This window comes from Caballeronia calidae (assembly GCF_900044055.2).
Classification (GTDB): Bacteria; Pseudomonadota; Gammaproteobacteria; order Burkholderiales; family Burkholderiaceae; genus Caballeronia; species Caballeronia calidae.
The window spans coordinates 145,955-161,885 of record NZ_FCOX02000015.1 but is presented as its reverse complement, the minus strand read 5'-3'; the positions used below and the strand labels follow the sequence as shown (position 1 = coordinate 161,885).

14 protein-coding genes and 1 pseudogene are annotated in these 15,931 nt (G+C 63.6%); 13 read left to right on the top strand and 2 right to left on the bottom strand.

Annotation, left to right across the window (positions count from 1 at the left end; translation table 11 throughout):
• Both AWB78_RS16350 and AWB78_RS16345 read left to right on the top strand, forming a co-directional pair.
• Positions 1–126: pseudogene (locus AWB78_RS16350) on the top strand (tyrosine-type recombinase/integrase); the annotation flags it as partial.
• Between the two features lie 222 nt (positions 127–348).
• Positions 349–1,164 carry an H-NS family nucleoid-associated regulatory protein gene (locus AWB78_RS16345; protein WP_062605996.1) on the top strand — a complete coding sequence of 272 codons (816 nt, stop codon included), beginning with the start codon at positions 349–351 and terminating at the stop codon, positions 1,162–1,164.
• Between the two features lie 370 nt (positions 1,165–1,534).
• Here AWB78_RS16345 and AWB78_RS16340 read toward each other — a convergent pair whose 3' ends face one another.
• Both AWB78_RS16340 and AWB78_RS16335 read right to left on the bottom strand, forming a co-directional pair.
• Positions 1,535–2,461, bottom strand: coding sequence for a lipase family protein (locus AWB78_RS16340; RefSeq protein ID WP_232477726.1), 927 nt, complete (start codon positions 2,459–2,461; stop codon positions 1,535–1,537).
• A gap of 119 nt (positions 2,462–2,580) precedes the next feature.
• Positions 2,581–3,225: a hypothetical protein gene (locus tag AWB78_RS16335; protein WP_062605971.1), complete on the bottom strand. Its 645-nt coding sequence runs from the start codon at positions 3,223–3,225 to the stop codon at positions 2,581–2,583.
• Between the two features lie 673 nt (positions 3,226–3,898).
• Between AWB78_RS16335 and AWB78_RS16330 the strand changes: the two genes are divergently transcribed.
• The 11 genes from AWB78_RS16330 (at position 3,899) to AWB78_RS16280 (ending at position 15,864) form a co-directional block, all read left to right on the top strand.
• Positions 3,899–5,173 carry a transglutaminase-like domain-containing protein gene (locus AWB78_RS16330; RefSeq protein ID WP_157697530.1) on the top strand — a complete coding sequence of 425 codons (1,275 nt, stop codon included), beginning with the start codon at positions 3,899–3,901 and terminating at the stop codon, positions 5,171–5,173.
• A 326-nt stretch (positions 5,174–5,499) separates the two neighbouring features.
• Positions 5,500–7,197, top strand: a complete 1,698-nt coding sequence (locus AWB78_RS16325) for a 5-guanidino-2-oxopentanoate decarboxylase (RefSeq protein ID WP_074173459.1) — start codon at positions 5,500–5,502, stop codon at positions 7,195–7,197.
• On the top strand, positions 7,194–8,690 hold the full coding sequence (locus tag AWB78_RS16320; protein ID WP_062605967.1) for an aldehyde dehydrogenase family protein: 1,497 nt from the start codon (positions 7,194–7,196) through the stop codon (positions 8,688–8,690). Before AWB78_RS16325 ends, AWB78_RS16320 begins: the two co-directional genes overlap by 4 nt.
• A gap of 142 nt (positions 8,691–8,832) precedes the next feature.
• Positions 8,833–9,930: an ABC transporter substrate-binding protein gene (locus AWB78_RS16315; protein WP_062605966.1), complete on the top strand. Its 1,098-nt coding sequence runs from the start codon at positions 8,833–8,835 to the stop codon at positions 9,928–9,930.
• 41 nt (positions 9,931–9,971) lie between these two features.
• On the top strand, positions 9,972–10,856 hold the full coding sequence (locus AWB78_RS16310; protein WP_374729474.1) for an ABC transporter permease: 885 nt from the start codon (positions 9,972–9,974) through the stop codon (positions 10,854–10,856).
• Positions 10,853–11,695 carry an ABC transporter permease gene (locus AWB78_RS16305; RefSeq protein WP_062605962.1) on the top strand — a complete coding sequence of 281 codons (843 nt, stop codon included), beginning with the start codon at positions 10,853–10,855 and terminating at the stop codon, positions 11,693–11,695. Before AWB78_RS16310 ends, AWB78_RS16305 begins: the two co-directional genes overlap by 4 nt.
• 13 nt (positions 11,696–11,708) lie before the next feature.
• Positions 11,709–12,782 (top strand): ABC transporter ATP-binding protein, encoded by a 1,074-nt coding sequence (locus tag AWB78_RS16300; RefSeq protein ID WP_062605960.1) that lies wholly within the window; start codon positions 11,709–11,711, stop codon positions 12,780–12,782.
• A gap of 40 nt (positions 12,783–12,822) precedes the next feature.
• Positions 12,823–13,623 carry a transporter substrate-binding domain-containing protein gene (locus AWB78_RS16295; protein ID WP_062605958.1) on the top strand — a complete coding sequence of 267 codons (801 nt, stop codon included), beginning with the start codon at positions 12,823–12,825 and terminating at the stop codon, positions 13,621–13,623.
• 43 nt (positions 13,624–13,666) lie between these two features.
• Positions 13,667–14,431: an amino acid ABC transporter permease gene (locus tag AWB78_RS16290; RefSeq protein WP_062605957.1), complete on the top strand. Its 765-nt coding sequence runs from the start codon at positions 13,667–13,669 to the stop codon at positions 14,429–14,431.
• Positions 14,428–15,084, top strand: coding sequence for an amino acid ABC transporter permease (locus AWB78_RS16285; RefSeq protein WP_062605955.1), 657 nt, complete (start codon positions 14,428–14,430; stop codon positions 15,082–15,084). Before AWB78_RS16290 ends, AWB78_RS16285 begins: the two co-directional genes overlap by 4 nt.
• 54 nt (positions 15,085–15,138) lie before the next feature.
• A complete protein-coding gene (locus AWB78_RS16280) occupies positions 15,139–15,864 on the top strand; it encodes an amino acid ABC transporter ATP-binding protein (protein ID WP_062605953.1) in 726 nt (241 codons plus the stop codon).
• Positions 15,865–15,931 lie beyond the last annotated feature (67 nt).

Sequence of the window (15,931 nt, the reverse complement as noted above, 5' to 3'; positions counted from 1 at the left end):
ACTTCGGTGCGAGACAATCTGCGGCATGCGTCGGTGGCGACGACGTCGATCTATTTGCACTCGGACGATGTGAAACGCGCGCGCCAGTTGATGGATGTTTTCGGCGCAAAGAAGTCGAGCGAGTAGTCGTCGATCGCTCGAAGGCCATAGAAAGTTGGAACGTCCAAAGCTTATAGCCGAGTGGCTTTGCTTTCCAGGATTAAGCATTCGATGTGCATTGTTTTGCAATGCACAATCCGCCGTTCTACTGAAAAACTCATTCGGCACCCACGCCGACCCATGTGCCGCAACATGTCTTTGATAGGCCTGATGTGGCATAGTGCGACGATAAGCAATAAGGGGAAGTCGATGGCAACGCTAAAAGGACTACGAGACAAGATCGCAAAGCTTCAGGCTCAAGCCGAAGCGATCGCGAAGAAAGAGTCGTCGGCAGTCGTCGTAAAGATCCGCGACTTGATGCAGAAGCACGGCCTGACGCCGGACGATATCGCTGCCCATTTCCGTAAGTCGACCGCGGGTCGCAAATCCTCGGCCGCAAGCAAATCACCAACGTCGGGCGTGGCCAAGTACGTTGATCCGAAGACCGGAGCGACATGGACTGGACATGGACGCGCGCCGGCGTGGATTGCGAATGCGAAGAATCGCGACAAGTTTCTCGCCAGTGCGGCCAGTGCGCCGGCGGCAGTTGCTGAGAAGAAGCCGAAAGCGGGCAACTACGTGCGCGGTCCGCAAGCGCCGAAGTATCGAGATCCAATGAGCGGCGAGACGTGGAGCGGTCGCGGTCGTGCGCCGGCCTGGTTAGCAACGGCCAAGGATCGAACGCAATTTCTGATCGAAAAGCCAGCGGTTGCGTCAGCAAGAGCTGAATCGGCACCTGCCAAAAAAGCGACGAAGAAGGTTGCCGTGAAGAAAGCGGCGAAGAAGACTGCAACCAAGCCGGCGGCAGCGAAGAAAGCGTCCAACGCCAAGTCAGGAAAGAAGGCAGTGAGCAACGCCTCCTCGGCTGCAAAGAAGGCCACGCCTGCCACAAAGAAGACAGCTGCGAAAAAGGCCTCCGTGAGAAGAGCGCCGACAAAACGCGTTGCGGCAAAGAAGTCGGCGGTGGCCGAAGCCCCGACTCCTGCGGTTGAACCGAATGTAACGAGCGTGGTGACCTCGGCGTAAGAGGCGACTGCAAATCATCATTCTCGACGAAAAGCGGGGTTCAACTGAGCCCCGCTTTTACTCAGATGTGACGGATCGCGCAGAGTCTACTTGGGGTAAGACGACTATTCGCGCGAAATCTAGCGGTTACAGGGCGCCGAGCCACCTGCAGCAAGGCTCTGCCGCCGATGGAATCTCGCGCAATCTATGCGAACGGCAGTCCATGATATTTCAGCCGTTTTCTGATCTAACCGCCATTTTTTGCACGGATCGAACCAAGACCCCGATCGTGACGCGGTGGCGTCGATCAACAACGAAAGTTCGCCGTCCGGCAAGGCTCTGATTCGCGCGAGCTTGCGGCATAAGTTCTGATCGATCGAGCCAGCACGCGTCACGGCATGAAGCAGCGCACGTAATTGATGGGCGCGTGATCGGCGAGATCGCGCACCACCACATTGCCGGTTTTCCACGCGTAATGCAGCAGGTATTCCTCGCGCGCGGCGGTGCGATCGTCGCGCAAGAAGGCTTCATCTCTGGAGGAAGCCAGCACGCCTTCGCGCGTCAGGTAAGCGGCGTCGCCGGCATGAACATAACCGCCGACTTCCGGCGGCAACTTGGTGACGACATCGCAACAATCGACCAGTCGCATCATGTCGATACCGGCAAGCGTCGCGACGAACGCCGCATCGCCCACGCGCGGCGAGCCGATCGTGATGAGCCTGTCCGGTGCGATCAGACTTGCGTACAGCGTCGCGATGGCCGCGCCGAGACTATGGCCGGTCACGATCAGGCGCTTGCGGGCGGCTTGCGTCTGCTCCAGCCACTGCTTGACCTCGGGCAAGACACTGCGCGCCGCGCCCGCGAATCCCTTGTGCACGCGGCCCGCCTTTTCGGTCCAGTCGGTCAGTGTGAAGGCCAGATCAGCGCCGAGATCGGTGAGCCGAGTCGGTTCCGTGCCGCGAAACGCGAGCACGCACAAGCCGTCCGACGATCGCGATGCGCCGAAGCCTTGCGTGCCCGTGGCGGCGTCCTCGAAGAGGGTGACGTCATCGAAGCGTACGCGGCCGAGCGCTTCTTTCAGGCGCGCAAGTCCGGCGTCGTGATCCTCGTAGTGCACATAGGCGAGTCGCGCGAGTTCGACGGACAACGCCACTTCGTCGTACTCCGCGCCCGGCACGAATACAGTCTCCCGCAGTTGGGGCGAGTCGAGCGCGACGCGGCTCGGGTCATAAGGCATGCTCGGCATGATGGTCTCCACGATCGACATGTACATCGGGACGTCGGACGCTTCGCTCGCAAGGAAAGTTCTCGCGTTCACCCTGGATCCGTAGCGCATAACCGAGTGACGCTTGGCGGCCGAACCCGGAGGTCAAATCAAGAGACGGGCTCGATGCTGAGTGCGTCAGTTACTGCGAAAACAGCACCGCCAAGATCCGCTCAAGCTCGACGATTTTCCTCACAGTCGTCCCAGTACCGCAGTGGGTCGCGATGGTCTGGATAACGTAAGTCAAGCCACGCTGCGAGCTTCGTCCAATCTGGATGGTGGGTTCCGGTTCGCGCCGACCAGTTCGACGATCGCTCGAGAATTCGACCCGTCCCGCGATCGCGAACAAGCACGCTGCCGAGACCGTTCGAAGTGTTTGCCTGTGATTCGATAAGGTAACGTGGCAGGAGCCTGAGTTCAGCATCCCTGGCCCATCCGTATAACCCGCGAACCACGCCTGAAGCGTCTCGCAATTCGATGGGGCCGCTTTCCGGGCGAACCGCTGTCCACCCTTCAGGAAACTCCGCGACAACCTCGTCTTTGCCTTCTCTCACCCACTTCACGCGTAAAGCCCGCGTCATCGCTTCGCGCATGCGAGGCACCGATTGGTAGCCTGGCGGCAGTTCGATCGACACCGGCAGCGTGATCAGGTTGTCTTTCCAGAGGGCGGAGTCGTCCTCAACGCGCTTGACGACATCGGACACGTCTGGCCCGAAGGGATTCTCCGGGCGGCTCGACACGCTCGCCTTCGCCGGCGGCAACCCCTCGAAAAGGCGCTCAGCGTCCTGACGGGTCAGTTTCGACTTTCCTTTATTCATACTCTCAGTGCCAAGTTTGGATCGGCCCGAACGCGCACGTGCCCTTCACTGCAAAGCGATCTAGCCGAGCGACGACGATAGCCCATATGATCTCATGCTCTCGGCGTCGCGTTCATCGTCGCCGCTAACCTGTTGACCTTGGGGCAGCGCCGATCGGGACATGCCACGCGACAGCTAGGCGGAGGCGTGCGCCGCGTCACATACGTTCGGGCTCGGTGTACTCATCACGCCGGTTGTCTTGGTAAGATTCTGGACACTCGCCCGCTATCGTTCTGATGACCTCAGAGACTACGGATTGTGACGCAAGCCGGGTGACTAACACATGAAACCGGCGAGTCCACTCTCCCGCGCAAGTCCCTCCGTCTCCCCGTTCGCTTCTCGCCGCACCCCGCCGAACACATGTCGCGTTCCGAACGACACGACGCTGCAACCTGTTGGCCTTCAGCCACCATCCGACAAGCTTTGACGGTCCCGTCTCACAACGCTGCACGCCCGTCGTGGGCGCTGCGCACCGCCAGTCCGCCAGTCCGTCAGTGCTCCCACACGTTCACGCTTCCGATTGGCACGTCATGTGCAGTGTTCTCGGCGACACCCGGCGGCGGCCGCATGGAGCAGCCCGGGCAAACCTGAAGCGAGTCGGCATTCCGTACTCGCCGCGAATGGTGGGGATCGTATGTCCGGGCGATTGCGTCGTCGATTACTGTGCTGCATCGTTGCGATCGCGGTGATCGGCACCGTCTGCGCTTCGCGCGGCGAGCAGTCTTCGCTGACGATTCAGCGCGGCGCGATCGTTCGTCCCGTGGCAACGGCCGTCGAGCACACACCGCCCGCGGCAACGGTCATTCCGGTTGCCGCGCAACCCGAACCCCACCAGGAAAGCCCCTCCGAAGCAGCGCAGGACGCACTCGATCCCGGCATCGACCGGCTTCGCAGCGCGACGTGGTGGGAAGCCAACCGCAAGCTGCGGCCTCAGCTTGCGCAGGTCGGCGACCTGATGTTCGTTGCGACGTTGCTCGACGGCGAAATGAGACAGTCGGCCGAAGGCGCATCGCGCGTGCAGCGTCTGCGCAACGCGATGCGCGCGCATCGGCAACTGAAACCCGCAGGCTGGAATCGGCTCGTCACGCAGGTACGCGACGCGCGCACCAAGGCGGGCGATTACTCCGCGCTGACGTTGGCCAACGCCTTGATCAATGAGATCCCCTATCGCGACGGCACCGACGGCAGCTACTATCCGCCCGCGCGCTTCTTCGCCGAGCGCGGCGTCTGCAAGGACTTTGCGGTCGCCAAGTACTTGCTCCTTCGCGAAGCAGGCTTCGACGCGTCGCAATTGCGCCTCGTCTCGCTGGCGCCGCGCTACAACAATACGCCCGACGACTGGCACGTGATGCTCGTTGTGCAGACCGATCGTATGGCCGCGCCGGTGGCACTCGACTCGCCTGCGCCTCTCGTGCGCAAGCGCATCGGCGATGCGTCCGACGACACACTGCGCGCCGCCACGGTCGACGCCGTCGATACCGCCAGCAAGGCCGATCCGCAAGCCGGTCGGACCGGCCCGTCTGCGCTGCTCGTCGCGATACTCGCCGGCCGCAAGCCCGCCGACGCGGTGCTGCGCGCCCCCTCCGGGCCCGCGGTCGCGACGCTCGTCGCATCGGGCCAGGCCGAGCGCCCGCTTGCCGTCGTCTTCAACGAGCAAGGCAGCCTGTCATTCGAGCGCGACGCGCCTGCCGGTACACGCCGGCCGCCCGCCTCCAAACGGCGCGGCGCCCGCACGATCGTCGCGGACGATGCAGGCCAGTCGTGGAGCGTAGATTCATCGGGCGTCTTCCCGAAGTGGCGGCTGACTCATGCGCGCGGCGGCGCGCCGTCGTCGGACGCGCTTAAGCCGGACCTGCGCCAGATCGACGTGCGCAGCAGCACGGCCGACGCGGATAGTGTCGGGACATGACGCTCACCCTTGACCTCTGAATCGACGATCACGAAGGCCAACACGCCGCTTCAAGTGCGTACCACGATCTGAGCGGTGGTCAGCCGTAGCAGCCCGCTCTCGACTCCCCGTTGGTTCGGTCTGGAAACCTCCCTTTGCATTCCTGCAAGTCTGCTCGACGAGCATGGATCGTCGCCGTCCATCTATGCGGGTTTCCGTGACTCATGCAGGAAAGTAATGCGCCTCATGAGATCTTTTCGATTGTTGTCGTCACGGGACCGCATCGAGAATGATTGCAACCCAGCCGACCGCGTCCGCGGGCAAACCAACAAGGAATGCGACGACCGATGAACCTTCGCGAATCCATCAAGCACTTCGATGAACGCAATGTAAGCGCGTCAAGCCAGCAGGCAACCTCAAGCCATCGAACCTGTGGGGAAGCACTCGTTACATTGCTCGAACAATACGGCGTTCAATTCGTCTTTGGCATTCCGGGTGTACATACCGTGGAGCTCTATCGCGGTCTTGCCCACTCCTCGATCCGGCACGTTACGCCCCGGCACGAACAGGGCGCGGGCTTCATGGCCGACGGTTACGCCCGCGTCACGGGCAAGCCCGGCGTGTGCTTCATCATCACCGGGCCGGGCATGACCAACATCGCGACCGCCATGGCGCAAGCCTATGCCGATTCCATTCCGATGCTCGTGATATCGAGCGTCAATGCACGGAGCCAACTCGGCGGCGGAGACGGACGTCTGCATGAGTTGCCTTCGCAACGCGACGTATTCAACGGACTCACCGCCTTCTCCCACACCTTGCTGGATGCCGCCGACTTGCCTCAGGTGCTGGCGCGCGCGTTCGCCGTGTTCGAGAGTGCGCGTCCGCGGCCCGTGCATATCGAGATCCCGCTCGACGTCATCGTGTCCCCGGCAAGCGCGATGAAGGCGGCCCCCTCCATGCGCCCGGCGAGGCCCGCCGCACATCCCGCCGCGCTCGCCTCTGCCGTGGAACTGCTCGCCGACGCGCGTCGCCCGCTGATTCTCGCAGGCGGTGGCGCGGCACACGCTGCTGTCGAATTACGCGAACTCGCCGAACGGCTGCAAGCCCCCGTCGCACTCACGACCAACGCGAAAGGTCTTCTGCCGAGCGGAGCGCCGCTTCTCATCGGCTCGACGCAATCGCTGCCGCAAACCCGCGCGATGATTCGTGAAGCCGACGTCGTTCTCGCGGTCGGAACCGAACTGGGCGAGACCGACTATGACGTCCTCTTCGATGGTGGATTCACGATAGCCGGACAGCTCATCCGCATCGATATCGACGCGCAGCAGTTGATGCGAAACGTCCATCCGGATGTGGCTATCCCTGGCGACTCGCGCGACGCGTTGAGCGCCCTGTCGGCGAGACTGCATGAGCGACCTGTCCGTCCCGCTTCACCCGATTGGGGCGCCGCGCGCGTGGCGGCGGTGCGCGACGCCATCATGGCCAGCTGCGACGCCGCGATGCGATCGCAGAAGCGCCTGATCGACACGATCGTCGGCGCCTTGCCCGGCGTCGTCATCGCGGGCGATTCGACGAGCCCGGTCTACGCGGGCAACTTCCTCCACGATGCGCCGGCGCCGCGCTCCTGGTTCAACTCGTCGACCGGCTACGGCACGCTCGGATATGGGCTGCCCGCCGCAATCGGAGCGAAGCTCGCCGCGAGCGAGCGCCCGGTCGTGTGCCTGATCGGCGACGGCGGTATCCAGTTCACGCTGCCGGAGCTGGCGAGCGCGGTAGAAGCGCGCGTATCCGTGATCGTGCTGCTGTGGAACAACTTCGGCTATGGCGAGATTCGCAAATATATGGCTCAACGCAATATCTCGCCCGTCGGCGTCGATATCTACACGCCTGACTTCGCCGTGCTGGCAAAAGGCTTCGGATGCGAGACCGCAAGAGTCGACAACCCGCAGGCGCTCGACGCCGAATTGCGGCGAGCGGCAAAGCGCGAGATCCCGACCGTGATCGAGGTTCGCGAAGCCGACTGGTTTGCACGGGTGCAATCATGAGCGCGCAGGCACGTCCCCTTTTCGAATTCCCGCTGCGTACGCGGCTCTTCATCGATGGCGCCTGGTGCGTGCCCGAAACGAAGCAGCGGCTGCCCGTCGTCAATCCATCGACTGAAGAGACGATCGTCGAAGTGGAAGCCGGCGGACCCGCCGATGTCGATCGCGCGGTGCGCGCGGCATCGCACGCATTTCTCGCATGGAAGCAACGATCGGGCGCACAGCGCGCGGCCTTTCTGCGTGCGATTGCTCGCGGCGTGGAGGCGCATTGCGAGCACCTTGCCGCGCTGCAGTCGCTCAACAACGGCAAGCCGATCGCCGAATCACGGATCGACGTCGGCGACGTGGCCGCCACCTTCGACTATTACGCGGACCTCGCTGAAACGCTGGATGCAGCCGAAGAAGAGATCGCCATTCCGAGCAGCGAACATCGCGCCGTCATCCGTCGTGAACCGGCGGGCGTGGTGGGGTTGATCGTGCCGTGGAACTTCCCGATGGTGACGACGGCGTGGAAGCTCGCCCCTGCGCTCGCCGCGGGATGCACTGTCGTGCTGAAGCCCTCCGAATTCACACCGTTGCCGGAACTGGAGCTTGCCGCGATCATCGAGCGAGCGGGATTGCCGCCGGGCGTGTTCAACGTCGTGACGGGCACCGGCACCGAGGTCGGTGCAGCGCTCACCACACATCCGCTCGTATCGAAGGTTTCGTTCACCGGCAGCACGGCGGTCGGCGAGCAGGTCATGAAAGCGGCCGCGTCATCCATCAAGGGCGTGAGCCTCGAACTGGGCGGCAAGTCGCCGATCATCGTTTTCGCTGACGCCGACCTCGATCTCGCTGTCGATCTCGTCGTAGGCGGCGCGTTCTTCAATGCCGGACAGATGTGCTCGGCCACGTCCCGCGTGCTCGTCGAGCGGCCGCTTGCGCAGGCGCTGATCGCGCGCCTCGCCGACCGCGTGGCGCGAACCGTCGTCGGCGATCCGTTTGCGTCCGGTGTGCAGATGGGGCCGCTTACGAACCGCGCGCAGTATGAACGCGTGCAACGCTTCATCTCACGCGGCAAGGCGGACGGCGCGAGTCTCGTCGTTCAGGGCGGAGCGCCGGAGGGCCCCGGATATTTCGTACAACCTACGCTATTCGTCGACGTGCCCACCAGCAGCGCCGTGTGGCGCGAGGAGATCTTCGGGCCGGTGTTGTGCGTGCGCAGCTTCGATACCGAAGACGACGCGGTCGCCTCGGCCAACGACACCGAATTCGGGCTGGTCGCAACCGTCGTCACGCGCGACGCGGCGCGCGGGCAGCGCGTGGCCGGGGCGCTTCAGGCGGGCGTCGTCTGGATCAACGCACCGCAGCTGATCTTTCCGCAGACCTCCTGGGGCGGCTACAAGAAGAGCAGCATCGGCCGCGAGCTGGGGCCGTTCGGCCTCGCGGCTTTCCAGGAAGTTAAACAGATATTGAGTCCACGGCCGGTCACGTCTGAAAGGCTTTTCGAAGCCTGAGCCATGCGTTCGGCTCATGGCAACCATGCCGAGAATTCGATTGTTGCCAAAATTTTACATCCCTAGAGTGTTCTTACGGACGCCGTTGTTGATCGACCCACTGCATAGACCGACTGCTTCACCATTCAGCGAGGAGTGAGCCATGCAAGACATCAAGCGAGGCAGAAGGCAGGCCATCAAGACCATCGGCATGGCGCTGGCTGCATCGAGCCTGCCGATGCCGTTCATCAGCACGGCGAGGGCACAGGAGAAGAGCTTCGCCGGCAAGACGCTGCGCCTGCTCACGTGGTCCGACGACACCGGCGCGGCGGCATTGCGCAATATTGCCGCGACCTTCAGCCAGAAGACCGGCGCACAGGTCATCGCCGACCGCGCCGACGGCACCTCCGGCATGGTGGCCAAAGTTAAAGCGGCGGGAGACCGGCCGACCTACGACGTAATCACGCTCGCGGGAGTGGGCGCCTCGGGCCTCGCGGATGCAGGCCTTCTGATGAAGCCCGACCTCAACCGGCTGCCCAACCTGAAGGATGTCGCCCCGCAGTACCGGACCGGCGCCAATGGCTTTGGCATCGGCTATCTGCTGTGGTCGGACGGTCTCGTCTACAGCACGTCGTCGGTCAAGGCGCCGCCTTCGACTTACGAGGCGCTTTGGGATCCCAAATACGCGGGCCGGATTTTCCTGCCGCCGCCGGAATGGGCTGAAGCGGTCGATCTCGCGATCATCGCCGCCAAGATGGCGGGCGGCTCGCAGCAGAACATCGAGCCGGGCTTCGCGAAGCTCGCGCAACTGAAGGACCGCGTGCTCACGCTCGGAGAGAACCCGAACCAGGTCGCCGACCTGTTTCGCACCGGATCGCTGGACATCGGCGGCATCTACTCGCCGGCCTTCTTCCCGAATCAGTTGCGCAAGCCCGAGTACAAGATGGCCGTGACTTACGGCATGAAGGAAGGCTTCGCGACCCAGCTGATGTTCACGGTCATCCCAAAGGCGCATCCGGGAGACATCGATCTGATCCACGCGTTCATCAATCATTCGCTCGACGCCGGCGTGCAGGGCCGCATGGCCGCCGACGTGCTGAACGGTCCGGTGAACTCGAAGGCGGTGATCCCTGCCGAAAGCCGCGCGTTCGTGCCGTCTCCCAAGCAGATCGCGGAGAACGCCGTACTGCACGACGACAAGGCGCTGGCCGCGGTGCAGCCGGCCTGGATCAAGCGCTATACGGAAATCTTCTCGGCCTGACATCCATGTCCGCACTTTCCTTCCGCCGCAGGACGGCAGCAATGGCGGGCGTCGCCTTCGAACAGTCGCCGGCGCCCGCGCTGCCCAGAGTGCCGCCATGGGTGCTGCTCGCGCCGATCCTGGCGTTTCTCGCCGTGCTCGTCGCGGCCTCGCTCACGGTGCTGCGCATGAGCTTCGGCGTGTCGGGGAACGAATGGCACGCGTTCACCTTTCGCAATTACGCCGACCTCCTCGATTCGTACTTTCTGCGTTCGCTCTGGCTCACGCTGAAGCTCGCGTTTCAGAGCATGGTCTGCGCGGTGCTGCTCGCGGTTCCCGTGGCGCTCGCGATGGCGCGCACCGAGTCGCGGCTCGCTCGCCGGCTTCTCCTTGCGGGCGTGCTGCTGCCGCTGCTCGTCAACCTGCTTCTGCAGGGTTACGGCTGGCTCGTGATGCTCGGGCCCGCCGGCATGCTGAATCACGTGCTGCTTGCAGCCGGCGTCATCCGGCGCCCGGTGCAGTGGCTTTATCGCGAAAACGGCGTGCTGCTCGGCCTGATCCAGACCGCGTTCCCGCTCGCCGTGCTGCCGCTCGCGAGCGCGATGCGCGCCATCTCACGCTCTTACGAGGAAGCGGCCGCAACGCTCGGCGCGACCCGCTGGCAGACGCTGCGCCACATCGTCCTGCCGCTCGCGATGCCGGGCCTCGTTTCCGGCGCCCTGCTCGTCTTCGCCTACAACGCGAGCGCGTTTGCCGTACCGCTGCTGCTGGGCGGGCGTCGCGTGGCCATGCTCGCCGTGCTCGTGCATGACCAGGTGGCACCGCTTCTGAACTGGCCGGCGGCGTCCGCATCGGGCGTGGTGCTGATGGCGGCGACGCTCGTCGTCATGTCGGTGTCGCAGCGGCTCGTGCGCGGCATGCAACGCATGGAGGAATCCCGCTCATGAGTACCTTGCGACTTTCCGCGATCATGCCGGGCCGTCTGAGCCGCGCAACCAGCCTGCTCGCGACCCTCGTGCTCTTTGTCGCGGCCTTGCCGATCCTGACGATGATCACGATGTCGTTCGGCAATTCGGATACGCTCGAATTCCCGCCGCAGAGCTTCGGACTGCGCTGGTATCACGCCGCGTGGCACACGTTCCTGTCGCCCGACGCAAGCGACGTGCTCTCGATGGGCACCGCGCTGACGACGAGCCTCATCGTCGCGGTCTCGACGATGATCATCGCCACTGCGGTCTCGGTGCCGGCGGCCTATGCGCTCTCGCGCTATCGCTTCCGCGGCAAGGCGGTGATCGAACAGCTCGTCGCGCTGCCGCTCGTCTATCCGCTCGTGATGCTCGGGCTCGCGCTGCTGCTCGTGTTCAATGTGCTGCCCGTCGAACTCGGCATGTTGCGGCTCATCATCGCGCACGTGATTCTCGCCTTGCCGTTCACCGTGAAGAACTGCGCAGCATCGGTCGCATCGATCGGCCCCGAGTTCGAGGAAGCCGCGTGCCTGATGGGCGCAAGCCCGCGCCGCGCGATCGTCGATGTGATCTTGCCGCTCATGCGGCCGGGCATTCTCGCCGGCATGCTGTTCGCCTTCATCATCTCGTTCAACGAATTCACGGTGACGTTCTTTCTGTACGGCATCGATACGATGACGCTGCCCATCTGGCTGTACAGCCGCACCGTGTCCTCGCTCGATCCGACCGTGTTCTCCTTCGCGGTCGTCATCGTGCTCATCGATTTCGCCTTGATCTGGCTGCTCGAGAAGCTGGTCGGCGATGAAGGCGTTGCGCTGTAAAGAGAGACCTCTCATGACTCATTTGACACTTCAGGCGGTGACGAAGCGCTTTCACACCGCATACGCGGTCGATCACGTCGATCTCACCGTGCCCGACGGCAAGCTCGTGTGCTTTCTCGGGCCGTCCGGCTGCGGCAAGACGACGCTGTTGCGGATCATCGCGGGCCTCGAAACGCCATCGTCCGGAACCGTCGCATTCGCCGGCCGCGATCTGACGCATGTGCCGGCGAATCAGCGCGATTTCGGCATGGTGTTCCAGTCGCTCGCGCTCTTCCCTCACATGACGGTTGCACAGAACATCGCCTATCCGCTGCGGCTGCGCCGTGTCGGGAACGACGCGCAAGCGGCGCGGGTCGCCGAACTGCTCGAGCTGATCCAGTTGCCGCACATGGCGGACCGGCCGGTGTCGCGGCTGTCGGGCGGGCAGCGTCAGCGCGTGGCCATAGCCCGTGCGATCGCGTCGTCACCGAAGCTGCTGCTGCTCGACGAACCGCTCTCCGCGCTCGATGCGAAGCTGCGCGAGGCGATGCAGGTCGAAATCCGTCTGTTGCAGCAACGGCTCGGCATCACGACGATCATGGTGACGCACGACCAGCGCGAGGCCATGACGATGGCCGATGAAATCGTCGTGATGGAAAAAGGTCGCATCGCACAGGTCGGCAAGCCGCTCGACATCTATCGCAATCCCGTCAGCGAGTTCGTCGCCGATTTCATCGGGCTCGGCAACATCCTGCCCGTCACGTTCGACGGCACGGATCGCATCGGGCTTCCCGGCGGCCAGCAGATCGTCGTCGATGCCGCGCTGCGTGCAAGCGGCGCGGCAGGCGATGTCCGCTTGCTGATCCGCCCCGAAGACGTGTCGATGCGGGCAGCCAGTGCCAATCCGGGACCCAACGTGCTGGCCGGAAAGGTCGCGTTCATCCGCGATGTTGGCTCGTCGCTCGAAGCCACCATCGATTGCGCGGGCTTTACGCTCACCGCGGCCACGACACCACGCGAGACACCGGACCTCCAGGTAGGAATGCCCATCTTCGCGGAACTGCCGCCGCATGCCTGCAAGCTCATCGCGGCACGCACCGCGCAATGATTTCACGCCGTAAAAAAGCCCGTTTACAGGAGACATCCTCATGAACACCACGAATACCGCGAAGCGCATCCTCGGCCGTACGTTCTTTTTCGGCATCGTGAGCCTTTGCGTATGGGCGCCGCTGGCGCAGGCCGATGCGCTCGACTCGATCAACAAATCCGGCGTCGTGCGGATCGGCGTCTTCGAGGACTATCCGCCGTTCGGCTCGATCGGGCCGGACATGAAACCGCAAGGCTATGACATCGACGTATCCAGCCTGATCGGCAAGACCCTCAACGCGAAGGTCGAACTGGTGCAGGTCACAGGCGACAACCGCATGGCGTACCTCGCGGACCACAAAACCGACATGTTGCTCTCGGTCGGCAAGACACCGGAGCGCGAAAAGGTGATCGACTTCTCGCAGGCCTATGCGCCGTACAACCTGGCCGTATTCGGTCCGAAGTCGCTTGCCGTGAAGAACGCAGGCGACCTGGCCGGCAAGAGCATTGCGGTTGCGCGCGGCACCCTCGAAGACCTGAGCGTAAGCAAGGTCGCGCCTTCGTCCGCGGTCATCAAGCGATTCGACGACCCGAACGGCGCTATCGCCGCGTTTTTGTCCGGGCAGGCGCAATTGCTCGTGGTGGGCAACGACGTGGGCGCGACGATCATCGCCCGTCATCCGTCGAACGATCCGGAGCAAAAGTTTTCGCTCTTCAGTTCGCCCGATCACGTGGGCCTGAACAAGAACGAGCCGCGCCTGAAGCAGAAGGTGGACGAGGCTATCGCAGCCGCGAAGAAGGACGGCACGATGAACGCGATCTCGCAGAAGTGGCTCCGCGCACCGCTGCCGGCCGATCTCTGATGCGCTTCGCTATCCGCTCACTCGCACGCTGGAGGGCGCCTCGATGACCTACACGTTCGATTTCAGTGACTTCGGCCTCTACGCGGACGTCTTCGCGCACGGCGTCGCGGTCACGCTCGGTCTCACCGCGGCGTCGACGCTGCTGGGCGGGCTGGTCGGTATCGGCGGAGCATGTCTCGCCGTGACGGGGTCGAAGCCGGTTCGCGCCGTGGTGGCCACGTATGTCGAGCTCATTCGCAACACGCCGTTTCTCGTGCAGCTCTTCTTCGTGTTCTTCGGGCTGCCCAGCCTCGGCGTGCACATCGGCGAAATCGAAGCCGCCGTGCTGGCGATGACCGTGAACCTCGGCGCGTACGCCATCGAAATCGTTCGCGCCGGAATCGACTCGATTCCGCGCGGACAGGTCCAGGCCGCGATGGCGCTCGGCTTGCGGGGCCCGCACGTGTTCCGCCACGTCGTGTTGCCGCAGGCGCTCGCCAATGTGTTTCCGGCGTTGCTCGGGCAGGTGCTGATCGTGATGCTCGGCTCCGCGGTCGTATCGCAGATTTCCGTGGCCGACCTGACGCACGCGGCCAGCTTCATTCAGTCGCGCAACTTCCGTTCGTTCGAGTGCTACGTCATCGTCACCGCGATTTATCTGCTGCTGTCGATCGTGCTGCGCATGCTGATCAACCGGCTCGGCAAGCGGCTGTTCGCGGGACGAAGCGCCCGCGGCGTCACGATCGCGCCGCGACGCGGCTGGCGCAGCCAGTTTTCCCTGCGTGTCGGCGCGGCCGACCCCGGCCTTCCGAAGGAGCGTTCACGATGATGGAGTTCACGCTATGGGATATCGCGCGCAATCTGATGCTCGCCGCGCGCTGGACGTTACTGCTGTCGTTGATCGCGTTCGTCGGCGGCGGCGTGACGGGGCTCGTGCTGCTCGCCATGCGCGTGTCGCCGCTGCCGTGGCTGCGCCGGATGGTCGTGCTGTATGTCGAAGTATTCCAGGGCACGCCGCTTCTGATGCAGCTCTTCCTCGGGTTCTTCGGCTTGCCGCTGCTGGGCGTCGAGGTGTCGCCCTGGGCGGCCGCGACGGTCACGCTCACGCTCTACACGGGCGCGTATCTCTCCGACATCTGGCGAGGCTGTGTCGAGGCCGTGCCGCGCGGTCAATGGAGCGCCGCGGCGAGCCTCGGCATGACGTGGACGCAGCAGTTGCGGTATGTCGTCTGGCCGCAGGCATGGAAGATCGCCGTGCCGCCCACCGTGGGTTTTCTCGTGCAGGTCGTGAAGAGCACCGCGCTCACGTCGATCATCGGGCTTACCGAGTTGACCAAGACCGGAACCATGATCACGAACGCGGTGTTTCGCCCCTTCCCGATCTACGCCCTCGTCGCGTTGCTGTACTTCGCGATGTGCTTTCCGCTGACCTGGTATGCGCGTGCGCTCGAGCGCCGGTATCGGGTTGGCAGGCATCGGTGAAGCCGCCGCAACGGCAGGCATCCTTCTTCAACCATGTCACAAACGGGTTTGCGCATGATTTCCATCGGTAACGTGTCGAAGTGGTACGGCCAGTTTCAGGTTCTGACGGACTGCACCACCACGGTCAGCAAAGGCGAAGTGGTCGTGGTCTGCGGACCTTCCGGCTCCGGCAAGTCGACGCTCATCAAGACGGTCAACGGGCTCGAGCCGTTCCAGAGCGGGGCCATCACGATCGATGGCGAGTCCGTCCACGACAAGCGGACCAATTTGTCGAAGCTGCGCTCGAAGGTCGGGATGGTGTTTCAGCATTTCGAGCTGTTTCCGCACATGTCGATCACGCAAAATCTCACGCTGGCGCAGACGAAAGTGCTCGGCCGCACGAAAGACGAAGCGTCCGACAAGGCGCTGCGCCTGCTCCAGCGAGTCGGCCTGCGGGCTCACGCGGACAAATATCCCGGCCAACTTTCCGGCGGCCAGCAGCAACGCGTGGCGATCGCGCGAGCGCTGTCGATGGACCCCGTCGCGATGTTGTTCGATGAACCGACTTCCGCCCTCGATCCGGAGATGATCAACGAAGTGCTGGACGTGATGGTCGAGCTGGCGCAGGAAGGCATGACGATGATGTGCGTCACGCACGAAATGGGGTTTGCCAGAAAGGTCGCGCACCGGGTGATCTTCATGGATCACGGGCGTATCGTCGAAGACGACGACAAGGACGCGTTCTTTGCCCATCCGAGGTCGGATCGCGCGCGGGAATTTCTGGGCAAGATACTTCATTAGCAGCGGGACTTTGCCGCCATCACGCTCCGTCCTGCGCTTGCTACTATATTTCCGGCTATCGGGATTT

What these genes read in the sequence shown, in the direction of transcription:
- AWB78_RS16345 (WP_062605996.1), top strand. Translation starts at nt 349, where the DNA reads ATGGCAACGCTAAAAGGACTACGAGACAAGATCGCAAAGCTTCAGGCT.
- AWB78_RS16335 (WP_062605971.1), bottom strand. Translation starts at nt 3,225, where the DNA reads ATGAATAAAGGAAAGTCGAAACTGACCCGTCAGGACGCTGAGCGCCTT.
- AWB78_RS16330 (WP_157697530.1), top strand. Translation starts at nt 3,899, where the DNA reads ATGTCCGGGCGATTGCGTCGTCGATTACTGTGCTGCATCGTTGCGATC.
- AWB78_RS16325 (WP_074173459.1), top strand. Translation starts at nt 5,500, where the DNA reads ATGAACCTTCGCGAATCCATCAAGCACTTCGATGAACGCAATGTAAGC.
- AWB78_RS16320 (WP_062605967.1), top strand. Translation starts at nt 7,194, where the DNA reads ATGAGCGCGCAGGCACGTCCCCTTTTCGAATTCCCGCTGCGTACGCGG.
- AWB78_RS16315 (WP_062605966.1), top strand. Translation starts at nt 8,833, where the DNA reads ATGCAAGACATCAAGCGAGGCAGAAGGCAGGCCATCAAGACCATCGGC.
- AWB78_RS16310 (WP_374729474.1), top strand. Translation starts at nt 9,972, where the DNA reads ATGGCGGGCGTCGCCTTCGAACAGTCGCCGGCGCCCGCGCTGCCCAGA.
- AWB78_RS16305 (WP_062605962.1), top strand. Translation starts at nt 10,853, where the DNA reads ATGAGTACCTTGCGACTTTCCGCGATCATGCCGGGCCGTCTGAGCCGC.
- AWB78_RS16300 (WP_062605960.1), top strand. Translation starts at nt 11,709, where the DNA reads ATGACTCATTTGACACTTCAGGCGGTGACGAAGCGCTTTCACACCGCA.
- AWB78_RS16295 (WP_062605958.1), top strand. Translation starts at nt 12,823, where the DNA reads ATGAACACCACGAATACCGCGAAGCGCATCCTCGGCCGTACGTTCTTT.
- AWB78_RS16290 (WP_062605957.1), top strand. Translation starts at nt 13,667, where the DNA reads ATGACCTACACGTTCGATTTCAGTGACTTCGGCCTCTACGCGGACGTC.
- AWB78_RS16285 (WP_062605955.1), top strand. Translation starts at nt 14,428, where the DNA reads ATGATGGAGTTCACGCTATGGGATATCGCGCGCAATCTGATGCTCGCC.
- AWB78_RS16280 (WP_062605953.1), top strand. Translation starts at nt 15,139, where the DNA reads ATGATTTCCATCGGTAACGTGTCGAAGTGGTACGGCCAGTTTCAGGTT.